The organism is uncultured Granulicatella sp. (genome assembly GCF_963528195.1).
GTDB lineage: Bacteria > Bacillota > Bacilli > Lactobacillales > Aerococcaceae > Granulicatella.
Map to the genome: position 1 here is coordinate 45,809 of NZ_CAURVN010000008.1, position 17,796 is coordinate 63,604.

Sequence of the window (17,796 nt, forward strand, 5' to 3'; positions counted from 1 at the left end):
GCAGGTTTGCTGGCGTCCTTTGCTACTATTAAAAAAATCAATTTCTCTTCCGCTCCAAGAAAAAAAGGCCAAGCACTGCTTGACCTTCCAATTACTTTTCTCGAAATTACTTTTTAGTTTCTTTGAAAACAACGTGTTTACGTAATTTTGGAGAATATTTTTTTAATTCTAAACGTTCTGGGTTGTTACGTTTGTTTTTGCTTGTTAAGTATAAACGTTCACCTGTTTCAGCACATTCTAATAAAATGTTGATACGCATGAATGACACCTCTCATTTCCAAATAGATTCAATAACTCATCGATTTTTTACGATTTGCCTGTTTATAATAACAAAATCCTACACATTTGTCAACGGCTGTTGCTACAAATTCGATATATTTTCTTTAAGAAAACTCCTATTTCTCAAATATGTGAATTTCTATTTCGAAACAAACAATTCTATTATTCCGCCAATTTTTCCTTAATACTTTCTACATAGTGATATGTTTCGTTTCCTGCAATTCCACCATCACCAACAGCTGTTGTAATTTGTCTTAAATGTTTTTGACGGACATCCCCTACTGCATAAATGCCAGGAATGCTTGTTTCCATTTTTTCATTTGTTACAATCCAGCCTTCTTCATTTGTAATACCTAATTCTTTGAATGGATCTGTCACTGGTAATAAACCAACATAAATAAATACTCCAGCAGCTTCTAATTGAGAAGTTTCATTAGTTTGAGTATCTCTTAATGTAACATGAGTAACTTTTTGTCCATCCCCTGAAATTTCTTCTACTACTTTATTCCATGAAAATTCCATTTTTTCATTTGCAAATGCACGATCTTGTAAAATCTTTTGCGCACGTAAAGCATCTCGACGGTGAACAATCGTAACTTTATTCGCAAATTGTGTTAAATAAGTTCCTTCTTCAACGGCAGAATCTCCTCCACCAATCACTAATAAATCACTACCTTTGAAGAAAGCTCCGTCACACACTGCACAATAAGAAACGCCTCTTCCAGCATATTCCTCTTCACCAGGAACTTCTAATTTACGGTGATAAGAACCAGTCGCAATGACTACTGCATAAGCTGCATAAGATTTTTTACCGGCATGGACAATACGTAAATCTCCATCTACTTCAATACCACTTACATTGCCATAAGCGTATTCTGCACCAAATTGCATTGCACCTTTATACATATTATCTGCTAAATCTGGACCACTAATATTTGAAAAACCTGGGTAATTTTCTACATCAGAAGTATTTAATAACTCTCCTCCTGGAACTCCTTTTTCTAAAATTAATGTTTTTAAGTTCGCACGTGAAGCATATAATGCTGCTGTCATTCCTCCAGGCCCTGAACCAATAATAATCACATCATAAATTGTTCTTTCTTCCATCATCGAATCTCCTTTGCCTTTTGTTATAAAAGAAGACTGAACAAAAACTACTGCTTTATTGCAATTTTTGTTGTTCAGTCTTATTAATTTCTATTCTATTTTATTCTTTTTCAGTTGATTCAACAACTTTATTGCTTGAAGTTTTTCCTTCTAATCGATGAGCTAAATCAATAATATAATCTTTTAGTTCATCCTTAATTTCTGGATGCTCTAATCCAAACTCGATACTTGTAGTCATATAACCTAGTTTATTCCCCACATCATATCTTGTTCCTTCAAACTTCTTCGCAAATACACGTTGAGTTTGGTTCAATGTATCAATCGCATCTGTTAATTGAATTTCTCCACCAGCTCCTGGTTCTTGTTTTTCTAAAATCTCAAAAATTTCAGGAGTTAATAAGTAACGACCAATAATCGCTAAATTACTTGGTGCATCTTCTGGTTTTGGTTTTTCTACAAAGTGACGAACATTATACAAATCTTCTCCTACTTTACTTTCTGGTTCAATAATTCCATATTTATTTGTATCTTCCATTGGAATTTCCATTACTGCAATATTTGAAGCATGAGTTTTTTCATAACCTTCAATTAATTGTCTTGTTAATGGAATTTCTGCTTTAACAATATCATCTCCAAGCATTACAACAAATGGTTCTCCACCAACAAATGCTTTTGCTTGTAGTACCGCATCACCAAGTCCTTTAGGATAAGATTGACGAACAAAGTATAATTTAATTCCTGTTGTTTCTTGAACTAATTCCAATAATTCAGTTTTTCCTTTTGATTCCAAATTAGATTCTAATTCAATATTAGAGTCAAAATGGTCTTCAATCGGACGTTTACTCTTACCAGTAACAATTAAAATCTCTTCAATTCCTGAAGCTAATGCTTCTTCAACAATATATTGGATAGTTGGTTTATCTACAATTGGTAACATTTCTTTTGCCATCGCTTTTGTTGCTGGCAATAAACGTGTTCCTAATCCTGCTGCTGGAATAACTGCTTTTTTTACTTTTTTCATTGTGATACCTCCATTTGTTCTTGATGTGATTTTAATGAAACTTCAGATTTTCTTTCTCTTTCCATCAATTGCAAAATTTCTGCTTTAATATTTTTACCATTGTATAAAATATTGTACACAGCATTTGTAATCGGCATTTCAATTCCTTTTTCCTGGGCTAATTTATAAGCCGCTTTACACGTTTCAACCCCTTCAACAACCATTCCCATATTGGCCAAAATATCATCTAAAGATTTTCCTTGACCTAATTGATCACCTGCACGCCAGTTTCTTGAATGAATACTTGTACAAGTTACAATTAAATCACCGACTCCACTTAATCCAATAAAAGTAAGAGGATCTGCTCCAAACGCTACTCCTAAACGACTAATTTCTGTTAATCCACGAGTCATTAACGCTGCTTTAGCATTATCTCCATATCCTAAACCATGTAAAGCACCTGCACCTACTGCAATTACATTTTTCAACGCTGCCCCTAATTCCACTCCAATTACATCCGTATTCGTATATACTCGGAAATAAGAATTACTAAATAATTGTTGAACAATTTGTGCAGAATGTAATTCCTCACATGCAGCTGTTATCGTTGTTAAATCCTTTTTAGCAACTTCTTCCGCATGACTTGGGCCTGAAAGAACTACAATATCTTGGTACTTATCTTTAGGTAATTCTTGTTTCAAAATTTCAGAAATTCTCAAATAACTTTCTTGTTCTAAACCTTTACTAGCATGAATAATCACAGGATTTCCTTCTAATAAAGAAGCCACTTGTTTAGCAACTAATCGAATAACCTTAGTTGGAAGCACGAATAAAACGGCATTTGCCCCTAATAGTGCTTTTTCTAAATCTGTTGTTGCATAAATTTCTTCATTTAGAATAACTTCTGGTAAATATTGATGATTTGTATGGTTTGTATTAATTTCTTCAATTTGAGAAGCATTATTTCCCCATAAACATACATCATGACCATTGTCTTTTAAAACCATAGCCAATGCTGTTCCCCAAGAACCTGCCCCTAAAATTGCAATTTTTTGTTTCATAAACTTACTCCTTTAAATCCATAAATCCGATGACTTTGGATCATCAACGGATACATAAGTAGGTCTCTGTGGATGATTTTTTCTTTGCATCCATACCCATATGATGGCTCCAATCACTAAAATTAAAGACAATGCTTGAGAAACACGAATGACTCCAAATAACCATAAACTATCTGTACGCATTCCTTCAATTACAAAACGACCACATCCATACCAAATCAGATAAGTCGCTGCAATTTCCCCAACTTTAATAGGAGCTTTCTTTCTTAAAATGACTAATAAAACAACTCCTAAAGCAGACCATAAAGATTCATATAAAAAAGTTGGATGATAATAAACACCATTAATATTCATTTGTTCTATTATAAAACTTGGTAAATGAAGATTTTCTAAAAATTGTCTCGTAACTTCTGCACCATGAGCTTCCTGATTCGTGAAATTTCCCCAACGTCCAATAGACTGTGCTAATAAAACAACAGGCGCTAAAATATCTAGTAACAAAGTAAAAGAAACTTCTTCCTTCTTACAAAACCAATACGTTGTTAAGGCTCCACCAATTAATCCACCATAAATGGCAATACCGCCTTCCCAAATTTTAATAATATCAATCGGGTTAGCAATATAATGTTTCCATTCAAACAAAACATAATAAAATCTTGCTCCTAAAAAAGCTAATGGAATTGCCCAAAATACTAAATCAACTACAAAATCTTTACGAAATCCTTTTTTAGTTGCTTCTCTATCTGCTAGAGTAGCTGCAATATAAATGGCAGAAGCAATAATAATGCCATACCAACGAACTTGTAAGCCACCAATTTCAATAGCTATAGGATTAATCGTTTGAAGTAAAAATTCATTCATACAATCGCCTCCTATTGTTCGCTGTTTTCAGCGATTAACTGCTCTAAACGTTCTGTGAATGTTTTTGTAGCATCAAATCCCATTTTTTTCGCACGGAAGTTCATCGCAGCAACTTCCAAAATAATTGAAACATTTCGACCAGTTTTCACAGGAATTCTCATTTTTGGAATACTTACTCCCATCACTTCAGTCGTTTCAACTGCTCTTCCTAAACGGTCATATTGTTTATCTGGTGTCCAATTTTCTAAATGAACTAATAAATCTACTTGTTTCGTATCTAAAATAGCTCCTGCACCAAATAATGTCATTACATCAACAATTCCAATTCCACGAATTTCAATTAAATTATTTAAAATTTCTGGAGCTTCACCAACAAGGGTTAATTCATCATGTTGATACAATTCAACACGATCATCTGCTACTAGACGGTGACCTTTTTGAACTAATTCTAAGGCTGTTTCAGATTTACCAACACCACTTTCTCCAGTAATTAGCATCCCAATCCCATACACGTCTACTAATACGCCATGCATAGACATCCGTTCTGCTAATCGACTTTCTAAATAATTCGTTACACTACTCGATACATGAGTTGTTCTTGAGCTCGCTTGTAAAATAGGAATTTTTGCTTCCTCGGCTGCTTGAACTAATTCTTCTGGTGGTAATAATTTTCTAGACACTACAAAACAAGGTGTTTCTGGCGTACATAATCGGCGCATTGTTTTTAATCTTGTACGTGAAGATAGTTGCTCTGCAAAAGATAATTCTGTTCTTCCTAGTAATTGAATTCTTTCTGCTGGGTAAAAATTAAAATATCCTGCTAACTCTAACCCTGGTCTTGAAATTTCACTCGTTGTAATTTCACGATCTAAATATTCTAAACCATATAATGGTTTTAAATGCAGTTTTTCAGCCAGTTTTTCTATCGTTACGATTGATTTCATATCATCCCTCATTTTCTACTTATTCTAGTCTATCATACCACATTTTTACACTTCCATGGGAAATTCTATACCAAATCTTTATACATTCTCTAATACTTTCCTTACACCTGATGACTAAAACAAAAAATGACTCTCCATAGTAGCTGTTTATTACTACTCATGAAAAGTCATTTTTATCCTAATAATATTCTTCTTCCTTGAAGAAATTTTCAACAAATTTTCTAAAAATATTTAATAACACACTGACAACGATTAACATCCAAAATGATGTCACGTGAATTCCTGGAACAATTCCCATCATTAACCAAAGCATTAGCGCATTAATAATTAACATAAACACACCAAAACTTGCAGCAATTAATGGAATAGAGGCAATCAGCAAAATTGGTCTCACGACAACATTTAATATTGATAAAACAATCGCCGCAAACAAAGCTGATCCCCAATTAGTAACAACGAATTGAGGAAGCAATGCTGCGATGACCATAAATCCAACTGTGTTAATAGCAATTTTTCTTAAAAACATTTACCTAAAAGTCACTCCAATCAGAATCGTCTTCTTCTACTTTTCGAGCTTCTTTTCTTGGGTGCTTGTAAGAATCATAATAATGTTTTTGATTTCTTGCTCTTTTTTCTGATGGTACAATAACAGCTAATATAATATATAGAAATACTGCCATCCCAGACCATGATAAGCACACAAAGATAATTCTTAAAATCGTTGCATCAACGTCTAAATATTCTGCAATTCCACCAATAACCCCTGCTAGTATACGATTATCTTTTGACCGCATTAATCTTTTTCTTTTCATAATTCTCTCCTCTTTACAAATTTATCTCTATTGTACCGAATTTAATGTCACACTTCCAGTCGTTGTTTTCCCTGTAATTCTAACAGGAACTACTTCTTTTTGTTTTCTTAAAACAACGGAGTGACTTGTCACCGTTTTTTCATGTTTAATCACTTCATATTGTGCATCATCATAATGTAATTTTCCTAGTGATGTACTTAAAGCTGCCTCTAATTCTAATGATTCTGGTACATCTAATTGTACATTTCCATTTACGGTTTTAGCCATAATCTGTTTTGCATTTGGTGATACTTTTTTCACTTTAATAGAACCATTCACTGTTTTTAGTGTCGCACTTTCTGCTTCTGCATCAAAAATAATATTACCATTTGTTCCATCTAAAATGGAATCTTTGAATTGTCCATCCAATTGTTTAATCGTTCCATTTTTACTTGTAAGTTCTAACATAGTTCCACTCACATTTTTAACAGAAACTTCTCCATTTTGTGATTCTGCATAAAAATCTTTCCCTGTGAAATCTTTCATTCGAATCCCACTATTCAATCCTTTGACACTAACATAATCATACTCTTTTTCTGGGAAAACAAAAGTGACATCTGCATAAACTTTTTTACTTGGAATAAAGAATTTAAATGTATCGTTCTCTAGACTAACATTCATTCGCTCATTAATATATTGTTCAATTTCTTCTTCCGTTTCAAATTCTTCATTTAATCGAAATTCTCCTTCAATTGTTACAGTTGATTGAGGAGCAGTTTTCATTTTGATATCCCCGTTTGCCACTTTAATTTCAATAATACCAATTTCTCCAAACTCTTCTTCAAAAGCATACGAATGACTGGTTTGATAGAAAAATGGAGACATCGTTGAAAAACTTGGATGATCTTTAATCGTAACACTTACATTACGTGCTGTTTCAGCAACTGCCTTAGAAAATTGTCCTGCAAAGCGTCCAATGATTCCTCCTAACTGTGATAAAGAATCACTTGTTGTTTGTTGCCAATCTGTTTCTTCAATTTTTTGTTTTGCTTTTTTGAGTTTTTCATCGAACTCTTCTTTTTTCAATCGTTTCATTTCATCTTGTGCTGCTTTTTTCTCTTCTTCTAAACTTCTTTGCTGAGAACGTAAAATTTCTAATTCTTCAGTAAGTCTTTGTAATTCCATTTCTTGTTCTACCGTTAGTTTATCAAGAGCTTTTGCTGTATGAAGTTCTTCGATTCGTTCTTCTTTTTGTTTCACTTGTTGATTCACTTGGTTTAATGTTTCAAATTCTTCATCTAATTCACTTGAAAAATTTGTGACAACAGATGCGATACTATCTAAAACTGTATCAAATCGTTTTTCATCTTCTTTTTGGTAAGTAGATGCATCTTTTTTCTCTTGTTCACTCACTTTTGAAGATTCCCCTTGATTTTTTCCAAGCTCTTCTAATAAGGAAATCGCTTCTTGCGAGCTAATCACTCCTTTTTTTACTAAATCTAAAATACGTTCTTTTTCATTCATATCGGATTCCTCCATTCATTTTCTAATATCATTTACAAGTCTATTATGCCTTTTTCCATTTTAGATGTCATAGGTCTTAAGTTTGATTCTTAAAAATATATTTTTATGCAGAGTCTTCCCTTCTATGCTAAAATAAACCTACTATATTGAATGGAATTAAGGAGACTTTATGACGATTGAGTTAAAACCACATGAAAGACTAGATAGATTAGAACGAGAAAATATTGATATTATCCAAAGTTCTGAAGTATTTTCTTTTTCAATTGATGCAGTATTATTAAGTGATTTTGCTACTATCCCTCATCAAAGAATAGCAACCATTGTTGATTTATGTACGGGAAATGGAGTTGTCAGTTTTTTACTCAGTGCTAAAACAAACAATAAAATTCTAGGCGTTGAATTACAAGAAGCATTGTGCGATATGGCAAATCGAACGATTCAACTCAATCAATTAGAAGAAAAAGTAGAAATAATCCAAGCAGATGTTCGAGAAATTACAACGATACTAAAGAAAGACTCAATCGATTACATTACATGTAATCCTCCTTATTTTAAATTACAAGAACAAGCTCTCGTCAATCAAAAAGAAGCTTTCACCATTGCTCGTCATGAAATTCATTTACCATTAGAAGAATTGTTACAAAATATATCCGGATTACTAAAAATGAAAGGCAAAGCCTTTATCGTTCATCGTCCAGATCGTCTCACGGATATTTTAACAACAGCCCGACACTATCGACTAGAACCGAAACGAATTCAATTCATTCATCCAAAAGAAGGAAAAGAAAGTAATATTGTCCTCATTGAACTGATAAAAGACGGACAACCGGGTGGCGTTCGTATTTTACCACCTATTACTATTTTTGATGAAAACAATGAATATACGGATAAATTAAAAGAAGTATTATGGGGTTAATGAAATGGGAACACATTTTATATATGTTGCCTTATGTAAAGATCACACTTTATATACAGGATATACGACAAACGTAGAAAAAAGAATCATGGCTCATAATAATGGAACAGGAGCTAAATATACAAAAACAAGACGACCCATTACCCTACTATATGCCAAAGAATATGCTACAAAATCCGAAGCGCTGAAAGCAGAATATGCTTTTAAACAACAAACGCGTATCCAAAAAATAAACTATCTAACAGGGCAAGGTGTGAAAATAAGAAAAACAGCCAAGCCTATCATTCAATTATTACAACAGGAGGAACTGTCATGAGACAAAAAAGTTTTGAAGAATCCCCTTATGGGAAACTATACTTAATTCCTACTCCCATTGGAAATTTAGACGATATGACTTTTCGTTCAATTAAAACATTACAAGAAGTCGATTTTATTCTTGCAGAAGACACAAGACATACTCAGAAATTATTAAATCATTTTGAAATCCAAACTCCTCAAAAAAGTTTCCACGAACATAACACACAGGAACGGATTCCCTCTGTTATCGAATGGTTAAAAGAAGGAAAAACTATTGCTCAAGTGAGTGATGCCGGAACTCCTTCAATTAGTGATCCAGGATTTGAACTTGTCCAAGCTTGTATTCAAGAAGGAATTACAGTTATTCCATTACCGGGTGCTAATGCTGCGATTACTGCACTCATTGCATCAGGATTAGTTCCTCAACCATTTTATTTTTATGGATTCCTTCCTAGAAAGAAAAAGGATCGAGTGGCTGAATTAACTGCTTTATCGAGTCATAGCGAAACAGTCATTTTATATGAGTCTCCTTATCGATTAGACGATTGTTTTAGTTTAATTGCTCAAGTCTATGGTGAAGAAAAAGAAGTCGTTTTATGTCGAGAATTAACAAAAAAGCATGAAGAATTTATTCGTGGGACTGCTGTAGAATTGAAAACACTCTGTGAGGAAGAAGAATTAAAAGGCGAATGTTGTATTTTAATTGGGACTACTCGTCCTGAAGAGGTAACAACTAGTGTTGCGAGTGAAGAGACTGCTTCTTGCGAACATTTAAGTTTAGAAGAACAAGTCCAATGGGCAATGGAACACCAACAACTTTCTCAAAAAGATGCCATTAAATGGGTAGCAAAACAAAACCAACTAAAAAAACAAGACGTTTATAAGTTGATACACCAAGAATAAATTGACGTAAATAAAAATAGACAAGACTTTTTTAGCCTGCAAGGTCGCCAGCAGCCTCGCTCTGCGAGTCTCATGGCTAAAATCCGAGTCTCATGGCTAAAATCCGAGCCTCAGTCTCGAATTTTACCTGTCATATAATCCAATATGTATATTGGATTATATGACTTTAGCGGCAAAAAAAGTCTTGTCTATTTTTCTTATTCATCTTTCACACAAAAATTAGATTTTTGTTAATTATCCAAATTCGTATCTATTATTATAGATTTTTTATTCTGTAACCTCTAGTACTTTTCAACTTTATGTAGTTAATTCAAAAAACTAAAACAGACTTCTTTTAGTAGCAAAAGTAATATTATCCGATATATATCGGATAATATTACAGGGGAATTTCGAGACCTAGGCTCGAAATTTAGCCATGAGACAGCGTTAGCTGGCTGCTGGCGACCTTGCAACTAAAGGAAGTCTGTTCTAGTTTTTATTATTCTTATTCATCTTTCACAAAACAAATGAAAAAATTCTTGATAGTGCAAAATAAAAAATACAGAAAAAGCTTTTTAGTAGCAAAAGTAATATAAGCCAAATGGCTTATATTACAGGGAGAATTCGAGACCTTGGCTCGAATTCTAGCCATGAGACTCGTATAGCGAGGCTGCTGGCGACCTTGCAACTAAAAAGCTATTTCTGTATTTTTATTCATAGTCGTCGATACACATTATACAAATTGATAAATAATAATAAAATCATCAGTAAATGATAACAGGTTAGTACTTGTTGGTGGGTTAATTTCTTTTGAATTTTTGTTCCAAAATATCCACCTAAAAATGCAAAAACAATAATCAACACCACTAATAACCCATTCCACTCAATCTGATACAAATGCGTCACAATGGAACCCATTTTCATAATTTGTGCGAAGAAAATCATTTGAATTGAATAAAAAGCTGCTTCTTTTGATCTCATTGAAAAGAAATATAATAACAGCACAATATTCAAAGGTCCTCCCCCAATTCCAAGGAAAACAGATACTAAACCTACACTCCAACCTAAAACCATAATCCCAAACAATTGGTTTAAGGAGTGAGTCGCAATTTTTTCTTGGAAAAAGGCATATATAATAATTCCCAGTAGAATGATTACTAATAAAATCGATTGAGATAAACTCACCAATCGATTCCCCCAATATTGTAAAGCCATCTGGAAAATTTGTTCCCCAGATAATCCTCCCAAAATTGATCCTATCGAAAGTCCAAATGCAATTTTCCTCTGACTATTTTTTACATCATCCCATCTTTTATAAAGCGAAACTATACACATGGAAAATACTGCAATTGTCGAATACACACTAATCATCGCTGCTTGATCTAACCCAACAAAATCAAAAGCCGGTTTAATAATAATTCCTCCACCTAATCCCGTTATTGCGCCAATAAAGGTCGCAATCCAGACGATGATGCTATATATTGCTACGTACATATGATTCCTCCTCAAAACGGACACAACGAAATCCCATATGACTTGTTGTAGACGTTACAAAGGCGCCATTTCTAGCAGCTACTCGATATCGATTACAATAAGAACAATGACATAAAAATGATCCCCCACGAATGGCAAATTCTCCACTAGGTTTTATTGAATCCAAGGAAATTCTCTCTTCTACTAAAGGTAAAACAATTCCTCTTGGATGACTACACCATTCCCAAACATTTCCAATCATTTGATATAATCCAAAATCATTCGGTTCAAAAGAATACACAGGAGCTGTTCCAACGAATCCGTCTAATGCATCATTGACATTTGGAAAATCTCCTTGCCACGTATTCGCACGATAGCCTGATTCAGGTACTAAATCCTCTCCCCAAGGATAGGTACTTGTACTCATTGCTCTAGCAGCATATTCCCATTGCACTTCAGTTGGCAATTGCACTTTAGCCCATCGACAATATGCAATAGCATCTTCTAATGCAATATGAACGACTGGATGTTCTTCAATTCCCTCTATACTAGATCCTTCTCCAAATGGCTGTGCCCAATAAGCATTTGGCACGACTTTCCACCAAGGAGAGCCTGTTACATGAGGATAATTCTCCCTTTTTTCCTCAGGCAACAATAAATGAAATACATAGGAATCTCCTAATCTCTCTGCTAAAGTTTGATAACCAGTGGCTTGTACAAATTCTAAAAATTCTGCATTCGTCACCGGAGTTTTCGCCATTTCAAATGCATGAACTTCTTTTTCTACAGCTGGGCCTTCATAATCTTCTACAAATCCTTGATGAGTAGAATCTCCCATTAAGAATTTCCCTGCTGGTATTTGAACAAATTCCATTATGCTTCCTCCTTATAAAGAGTCGCACGAATCGCTTCTACTGGCACTTGATGTAATTGTCCATCTTTTACAAATCCTTCCGGACGATTTTGTAAATATTGCACTAGTTTCGCAGTTAACTCTTCAATAACTGGAGCATAACTTTCTTCTGTTATTAGATTCTTCATTTCATTTGGATCCGTTGGCATATGAAATAATTGATATTCATTTTTCACAGGATACCAAATGAATTTCCAATCTTGAGTTAAGACAAATTGACAAGAATCTTCTCCCTTACTATGTTCCCCATGGAAATCTTGTCTCCAACCCTCATAATGTCCAAATAATAATTGCTTCACACTCTTTCCATCCACTTCTACTTGTTCTCCAAGTGCTAAATCTACTAATGAAGGGAAAATATCTTGTAATTTTACTAATTGCTTAATTGTTTTATGACTGGCTGCAATAATATTCCCTGGATCATAAATAAATGATGGAACTTTAATACTTCCTTGATAAGGATAAGCTTTTCTAAATAAATAATGTTCTCCTAATTGATCCCCATGATCGGATACAAACCAAATAATCGTATTTTTATCTAAATCAAATTCTTGCAATGCTGTTAAGAAACGGCTAATTTGATTATCGATATGAGAAACTAATCCATAATAAGCTGCTAACATTCTTTTTTGAGCGTCTGGTTTTAATTTTCCACGGTGAGCATATAAGTCTGGGATTTTTTCTTCTAGTCGTTCCCAGTTTCCAATATGCAAATCTGTTTCATCTGGCAATGCATCCATATATAAATCATAAAAATATTTTGGAGGATTTAAAGGTGCATGAGGTTTTTCAAATGACATTTTTAAGAAAAATGGTACAGAAGGATCTCGACGTTTTAAAAATTGAATGGATTCACTAACTACCCAGTTTGTTGGATGATATTTTTCTGGCAATTCCCAAGGACGAACATCCCACGAATTACAATTGACACCATCATCAATCATATCAATATCGTGGCCCAATTCTTTTTTCAAAAATTCTAAATAATCACTAGAAGCTTCAAAGTTTTGTCCATAAGCTTTCTCATATTTTCGATCGACATGTAAATACCCATCATGTAATACAACATGGTCAAATCCCATTCTTTTTCTTGAAGGGTAAACGTGCATTTTCCCAATACACTCTGTTTGGTATCCCCAATCTCTAAATGTTTGAGGTAATGTATTTGTATAATTCCAAGGAACTTCGTCTTCATACCCTACACGACCCGTAGAAGACTGATCCATTCCGGTTAATAAGGCTGCACGTGCTGGTACACAACTCGGAACAGGAGAATAGGCTTGTTCGAAATTATATCCCAAAGAAGCCATCATATCTAAAGTTGGTGTTATCGCAAAATGGTTTGGATCATTAAAAGATAGCGCATCAGCTCTCATTTGATCCACCATTAATAAAATAACATTTGGTTTTTGTTTCATATCTTTCACTCCTATTTCTTACGTATGTTTATTATATACGATTGTATTTTTGATAGAAAGATAAAGTATGCATAATATATTGCTTCCTTTTATTAAGATATTGCTTTCTTTAATAGAAAAAGAATACTAGAATGCAAGAAATTTCCTAAAAGTAGCAAGGTCGCCAGCAGCCAGCTTACGCTGTCTCATGGCTAGAATTCGAGCCCTGGTCTCGAATTCTCCCTGTAATATAAGTCATTTCACGGCTTATATTACTTTTGCTACGATGAAAATTTCTTGTATTCTAGTATTCTACGTCATTTACATATCCATCAAATATCATGATGGAAAACAGAATAACAGACTTAAGTCTGTTATTCTATTATTGCTTTTCACTAAATAAAATTTCGGTACAAAACATGCAGTTTTCATCGTTATCACGACGTTTTCCGTAATAAAAATTACAAATATGGAATCCTTGGTCATAAATATTTTCCAAATTAATTAATGACTGACTGCGTTTTTTCTTTTGTTCCACCTGCTCATTTGATTGATCCGTTGGAACAGATTCGTCGATGGTATCTAATCGTTCTTTTAAGTGAAGATTTTCCATCGTTAAATTATGATTTTCTTCAATGACCACTTGTAATTCTTGACTAATTTCTTCTAACAATTCTAACTGTTGATGAACTTGTCTTTTTAATTGCTCTACTCGGTCATACAATTGACGATTCGTCATACCACCTCTCCTTTCTTACTAAGGAATCATTAATACCCATTGTTCTAGGGCCGCTTGTATTCCTACATTTGATTGCACTTTTTCTAACACTTTACTCGTCTTTTCATGTAATTCAATCCATTTTTGCACAGATAACTGATTCGCAATAGTTTGCAAAATAGTCACTTTATCTTTTTGAATCATTTGCTCTTTAGCACCTATTGCCATATAAAGAGAATCTCTCACATAAATGGATAATAATTCTAAAAATCGTTGCCCTTCTGCTTTCGAAGTCAGTAATGGCATCATTTGCGATTGAATCGTTACAAATGCCATCGAACGATTTTGGAATACTCGTGTATACCATTGCCAACTATCTTGACGCAATTGTTGGAATGATTCACTATTGGCTAATTCTAATGCCTCATCCAAATCACTTGTCAATGTTGCTAATAAACGAGAGACAGAAGGAATAACTCCTGCTTCTTCTAATTGATTCGTTAAAGTTTCCATAACAGGCATTGCAAAATGAACAATTTGACAACGAGATTGAATTGTTGGCAATACTTTACTGAGTCTGCTTGTTAGTAATAAAAATAATATCGAAGACTCTGGTTCTTCTAAAAATTTTAACAAACTATTGGCTGCACCAGTCGTTAATGTATCCACATCATGGATAATACACACTTTCATATGTCCTTCCATTGCTGTTTTGGATAATTGTTGTTTTAACTCACGCATTTGGTCTACTTTTAACGTCTGCCCATCTGGAGTAATCTCCATGACATCAGGGAAATTTCCCTCATTAATTCTTCGGCAATAATCACATTGGGAACAAGGTTCTTCATAAACATCTCGTTCTTGGCAAAAAACTAATTTGGCAAGAAATAGGGCTAGCTCTCTTTTTCCAACTCCTTGCATTCCTTCAAATAAATAGGCATGACCTAAGCGATTCTTTTGAACTGCATGAATAAAAGATTGCTTCAACATCTTCATACTAGAAACGATAGAAAGCATCTACCGGAACAACAAATACTGTTGCACCACCTACACGAATTGGAACTGGCATTGACATTCCTGCTTCTAATGTTGTATCCAAGTGTACTGGAGGAGTTGTTAATTGTTCTCTTGATTCACAGTTTTCACGAATAATCGATAATACTTCTTCCACACGTTCTTCTTCAATCCCTACTAAGAATGTTGTGTTTCCTGCTCGTAAAAATCCACCTGTTGTTGATAAACGAGTTGCACGAATATTTGCATTTGCAAATTCATCGCTTAATAAATGACTATCTTTATCTTGTACAATTGCAATAATTAATTTCATATTATCTCTCTCCATTCGTAAAATATTCTGGATAACGGTCTACTAAAGCTGTTAAACATTCTTGCACAACTTCATCCACTGTTTTTGTTGCATCAATTTGGATAAAACGTTCAGGATCTGTCGGAATAATATCCAAATATCCTTGTCGAACCATTTTATGGAATTGTAAGCCTTCTTGATCTAATCGATCAAATTGACGATTCCCTTTTGCTAAATGAATTCTTTCTAATCCAATTTCAGCTGGAACATCTAAATATAATGTCACATCTGGTATTTTTCCTGCTGTTGCAAATTGATTTAATTGATACACTTCTTCAACACCAATTCCCCGAGCTACTCCTTGGTAAACTAATGAACTGTCTACAAATCGGTCGCAAAATACAATGCCACCTTTTTCTAAATTTGGTAAAATTCGATCCGTTAAATGTTGTCTTCTTGCAGCTGCATATAAAATCGCTTCTGTTCGAACATCCATTTCTACATTTTGAACATCTAAAATAATTTGTCGAATATCTTCTGCAATTCGACTTCCTCCAGGTTCTCGAGTAGAAGTAATGGTCACATTTGTTCGTTCTTCTAATAATGGAATAAGCTTTTCAATCACAGTTGTTTTTCCTGCTCCATCTGGGCCTTCCATTGTAATAAATAATCCCGGCACAATACTCCTCCTAGTTTCGCAAATTCTATTTTATTTTATCATATTTTCCAATGAACTTAAATTCAAAACTGAATATTCGATTGAAAATTGAGAAACCGAGAGCTATCAGTCTAATGGAAACACTGTCCTACTTAGCAACTTCCCCTTGCCAAGCATTCATTCCACCAGTTACATTGACCACATCAAAACCTTGCGCTTCCAAAAATTCGCATGCTCTAGCAGAACGTCCGCCTGCTTGACAAACAACATAATAAGGTTGATTTTTATCTAAATTTGTATAGGATGTTCCTAATTCACTTAATGGAAAATTGTCTGCTCCTGGAATATGACCAGATTGATACTCATCTTTTTCACGAACATCAATTAAAACGACTTCCTCTGATTGGTTTACTTTTTGAAATTCTGCTGCTGAAATATTTTTCATCTTCCTAACCCCTTTTAATCATCTATTTTCTTTGATTTTAACATATTACATATACTTAGCATACTTTTGAGTCTTTTTGAATGAGTTTCTTAAGTTTAAACATACTTCTAATGAACAAGAAAAAACACCTAGATGGGCTCTAGGTGCTCCTTATCGAATTGGTAAACCTTTAGCATATGCTTCTTTTGCTTCTGCAAGTGTCATTTTATTTGGCCCACCATCAATATTTATTATACCTGTATTCTGCCAATGACATACATCACAAATATCATAGTCTATCACTTCATGTCCGCAAACAGGGCAATGAAGCCATAGTTCGCCATCAATTCTCCATGTTTTTTGAGAAATTTCCATCGTAATACTCCTCTTCATCACATCTTACTCCCAATAATGAAAGCCCTTAACTATTATTATATCAGAAAAAAATATTAAAAATAAGAATGTTTTTCAAGAAAAAATAAGAATAAAATATAAGTGAAATAGAAAAATAAGGGGGAGAATGAAATGAAAAAACTAATCATTTTTATCTTGGGTATACTTACTTTTTTTCTTATTAAATATTTGATTTTTAAATGAAATGAATCATGACCACCCGTCTAACGGGTGGTTTAAACTGGGGCTATAAGCCCAAATTACAAGCCAGCGCCTCAAGACGCTGGCTTTCACTTTGTTCAAGTCTTATTGCTTTTAACTCATCACTTGCCTCTTAAAGATGCGTTTGTATTACTTACCATCATCTCTAACACATTGAAAAAACACCCTGTGGTATAACCACAGAGTGTCGAAATATTGATATATAAAATATTAATGTTAGGTATTCTTTCTAAATTACTTAAGTCCACAGCTCATACAAATTTGTCGCTATAGAAAGAAAAACAGCAGAAATGAATTATTTATACTCTGGATACCACTTCAAATCACGAACTGCTTTGGCCATATCTGTTTCCTTAGCGCGTGCAAGACCTTGCTCTTGTGCTTTTTTAGCGACTGCTTCTGCTACTTTAATAGAAACATCTGCTACATACTTAAATGGTGGCAAGACAGGAGCTCCTGGTTGGCCTGGATTGACAATACCACTTAATGAATGAGCCGCTGCTCCAATCATTTCATCAGTCAAAAGACTTGCTTCAGAAGCCAACATGCCTAGACCAATACCTGGGTAAATCAAAGCATTATTTGCTTGACCAATCACATAGTCTACACCTTTATAAGAAACCGTATCAG

Annotated in this window: 22 protein-coding genes; 3 read left to right on the forward strand and 19 right to left on the reverse strand. The window is 34.0% G+C overall.

The annotated features are described in order from the left end of the window. Positions 1-106: 106 nt before the first annotated feature. The 9 genes from rpmG to RWR88_RS04030 all read right to left on the reverse strand — a co-directional run bounded on the left by rpmG (position 107) and on the right by RWR88_RS04030 (position 7,567). Positions 107-259 carry a 50S ribosomal protein L33 gene (gene rpmG, locus RWR88_RS03990; protein WP_005607156.1) on the reverse strand — a complete coding sequence of 51 codons (153 nt, stop codon included), beginning with the start codon at positions 257-259 and terminating at the stop codon, positions 107-109. A gap of 182 nt (positions 260-441) precedes the next feature. Beyond that, positions 442-1,389 carry a thioredoxin-disulfide reductase gene (gene trxB / locus RWR88_RS03995; protein ID WP_314450757.1) on the reverse strand — a complete coding sequence of 316 codons (948 nt, stop codon included), beginning with the start codon at positions 1,387-1,389 and terminating at the stop codon, positions 442-444. Between the two features lie 97 nt (positions 1,390-1,486). Further along, a complete protein-coding gene (gene galU / locus RWR88_RS04000; RefSeq protein ID WP_314450758.1) occupies positions 1,487-2,407 on the reverse strand; it encodes a UTP--glucose-1-phosphate uridylyltransferase GalU in 921 nt (306 codons plus the stop codon). Further along, the gene (locus tag RWR88_RS04005; RefSeq protein WP_314450759.1) at positions 2,404-3,447 is read right to left on the reverse strand and encodes an NAD(P)H-dependent glycerol-3-phosphate dehydrogenase; all 1,044 of its coding nucleotides are present in this window, start codon (positions 3,445-3,447) and stop codon (positions 2,404-2,406) included. Before RWR88_RS04005 ends, galU begins: the two co-directional genes overlap by 4 nt. A 12-nt stretch (positions 3,448-3,459) precedes the next feature. After that, complete coding sequence (gene lgt / locus RWR88_RS04010) at positions 3,460-4,308, reverse strand: prolipoprotein diacylglyceryl transferase (protein ID WP_314450760.1); 849 nt, start codon at positions 4,306-4,308, stop codon at positions 3,460-3,462. An 11-nt stretch (positions 4,309-4,319) separates the two neighbouring features. Then, on the reverse strand, positions 4,320-5,252 hold the full coding sequence (gene hprK / locus RWR88_RS04015; RefSeq protein WP_314349416.1) for an HPr(Ser) kinase/phosphatase: 933 nt from the start codon (positions 5,250-5,252) through the stop codon (positions 4,320-4,322). A gap of 178 nt (positions 5,253-5,430) precedes the next feature. Then, the gene (locus tag RWR88_RS04020; protein WP_314450761.1) at positions 5,431-5,778 is read right to left on the reverse strand and encodes a phage holin family protein; all 348 of its coding nucleotides are present in this window, start codon (positions 5,776-5,778) and stop codon (positions 5,431-5,433) included. A 4-nt stretch (positions 5,779-5,782) separates the two neighbouring features. After that, positions 5,783-6,064 carry a PspC domain-containing protein gene (locus RWR88_RS04025; protein WP_314450762.1) on the reverse strand — a complete coding sequence of 94 codons (282 nt, stop codon included), beginning with the start codon at positions 6,062-6,064 and terminating at the stop codon, positions 5,783-5,785. Between the two features lie 27 nt (positions 6,065-6,091). After that, the gene (locus RWR88_RS04030) at positions 6,092-7,567 is read right to left on the reverse strand and encodes a DUF4097 family beta strand repeat-containing protein (RefSeq protein WP_314450763.1); all 1,476 of its coding nucleotides are present in this window, start codon (positions 7,565-7,567) and stop codon (positions 6,092-6,094) included. Between the two features lie 169 nt (positions 7,568-7,736). Here RWR88_RS04030 and RWR88_RS04035 point away from each other — a divergent pair, with 169 nt between their 5' ends. The 3 genes from RWR88_RS04035 to rsmI are packed head-to-tail and all read left to right on the forward strand — an operon-like array spanning position 7,737 to position 9,683. Then, entirely contained in the window at positions 7,737-8,483 is a 747-nt protein-coding gene (locus tag RWR88_RS04035; protein WP_314450764.1) for a tRNA1(Val) (adenine(37)-N6)-methyltransferase, read from the forward strand. Positions 8,484-8,487: 4 nt separating this feature from the next. Beyond that, positions 8,488-8,799 carry a GIY-YIG nuclease family protein gene (locus tag RWR88_RS04040; RefSeq protein ID WP_314349411.1) on the forward strand — a complete coding sequence of 104 codons (312 nt, stop codon included), beginning with the start codon at positions 8,488-8,490 and terminating at the stop codon, positions 8,797-8,799. Then, positions 8,796-9,683, forward strand: a complete 888-nt coding sequence (gene rsmI / locus RWR88_RS04045; RefSeq protein ID WP_314450765.1) for a 16S rRNA (cytidine(1402)-2'-O)-methyltransferase — start codon at positions 8,796-8,798, stop codon at positions 9,681-9,683. Before RWR88_RS04040 ends, rsmI begins: the two co-directional genes overlap by 4 nt. Positions 9,684-10,376: 693 nt before the next feature. On the opposite strand, the gene RWR88_RS04050 is transcribed toward rsmI, so the two are convergent. The 10 genes from RWR88_RS04050 to RWR88_RS04095 all read right to left on the reverse strand — a co-directional run. Beyond that, positions 10,377-11,156, reverse strand: coding sequence for a sulfite exporter TauE/SafE family protein (locus RWR88_RS04050; protein WP_314450766.1), 780 nt, complete (start codon positions 11,154-11,156; stop codon positions 10,377-10,379). Further along, complete coding sequence (locus RWR88_RS04055; protein ID WP_314450767.1) at positions 11,137-12,009, reverse strand: formylglycine-generating enzyme family protein; 873 nt, start codon at positions 12,007-12,009, stop codon at positions 11,137-11,139. The genes RWR88_RS04050 and RWR88_RS04055 overlap by 20 nt, the downstream gene beginning before the upstream one ends. Then, complete coding sequence (locus RWR88_RS04060; protein ID WP_314450768.1) at positions 12,009-13,475, reverse strand: arylsulfatase; 1,467 nt, start codon at positions 13,473-13,475, stop codon at positions 12,009-12,011. The genes RWR88_RS04055 and RWR88_RS04060 overlap by 1 nt, the downstream gene beginning before the upstream one ends. A gap of 352 nt (positions 13,476-13,827) precedes the next feature. Then, positions 13,828-14,184 carry an initiation control protein YabA gene (locus RWR88_RS04065; protein WP_006703426.1) on the reverse strand — a complete coding sequence of 119 codons (357 nt, stop codon included), beginning with the start codon at positions 14,182-14,184 and terminating at the stop codon, positions 13,828-13,830. 18 nt (positions 14,185-14,202) lie between these two features. Beyond that, positions 14,203-15,153: a DNA polymerase III subunit delta' gene (gene holB, locus RWR88_RS04070; protein WP_314450769.1), complete on the reverse strand. Its 951-nt coding sequence runs from the start codon at positions 15,151-15,153 to the stop codon at positions 14,203-14,205. Positions 15,154-15,160: 7 nt separating this feature from the next. Then, positions 15,161-15,490, reverse strand: coding sequence for a cyclic-di-AMP receptor (locus RWR88_RS04075; RefSeq protein WP_227930835.1), 330 nt, complete (start codon positions 15,488-15,490; stop codon positions 15,161-15,163). Position 15,491: 1 nt separating this feature from the next. Beyond that, positions 15,492-16,148, reverse strand: coding sequence for a dTMP kinase (tmk, locus tag RWR88_RS04080; RefSeq protein WP_314450770.1), 657 nt, complete (start codon positions 16,146-16,148; stop codon positions 15,492-15,494). A gap of 127 nt (positions 16,149-16,275) precedes the next feature. Beyond that, entirely contained in the window at positions 16,276-16,572 is a 297-nt protein-coding gene (locus RWR88_RS04085) for a rhodanese-like domain-containing protein (protein ID WP_314450771.1), read from the reverse strand. Between the two features lie 150 nt (positions 16,573-16,722). Further along, entirely contained in the window at positions 16,723-16,926 is a 204-nt protein-coding gene (locus tag RWR88_RS04090) for a CPCC family cysteine-rich protein (protein ID WP_314450772.1), read from the reverse strand. A gap of 535 nt (positions 16,927-17,461) precedes the next feature. Next, a partial coding sequence (locus RWR88_RS04095; protein ID WP_314450773.1) for a malic enzyme-like NAD(P)-binding protein occupies positions 17,462-17,796 on the reverse strand: 335 nt, incomplete at its 5' end.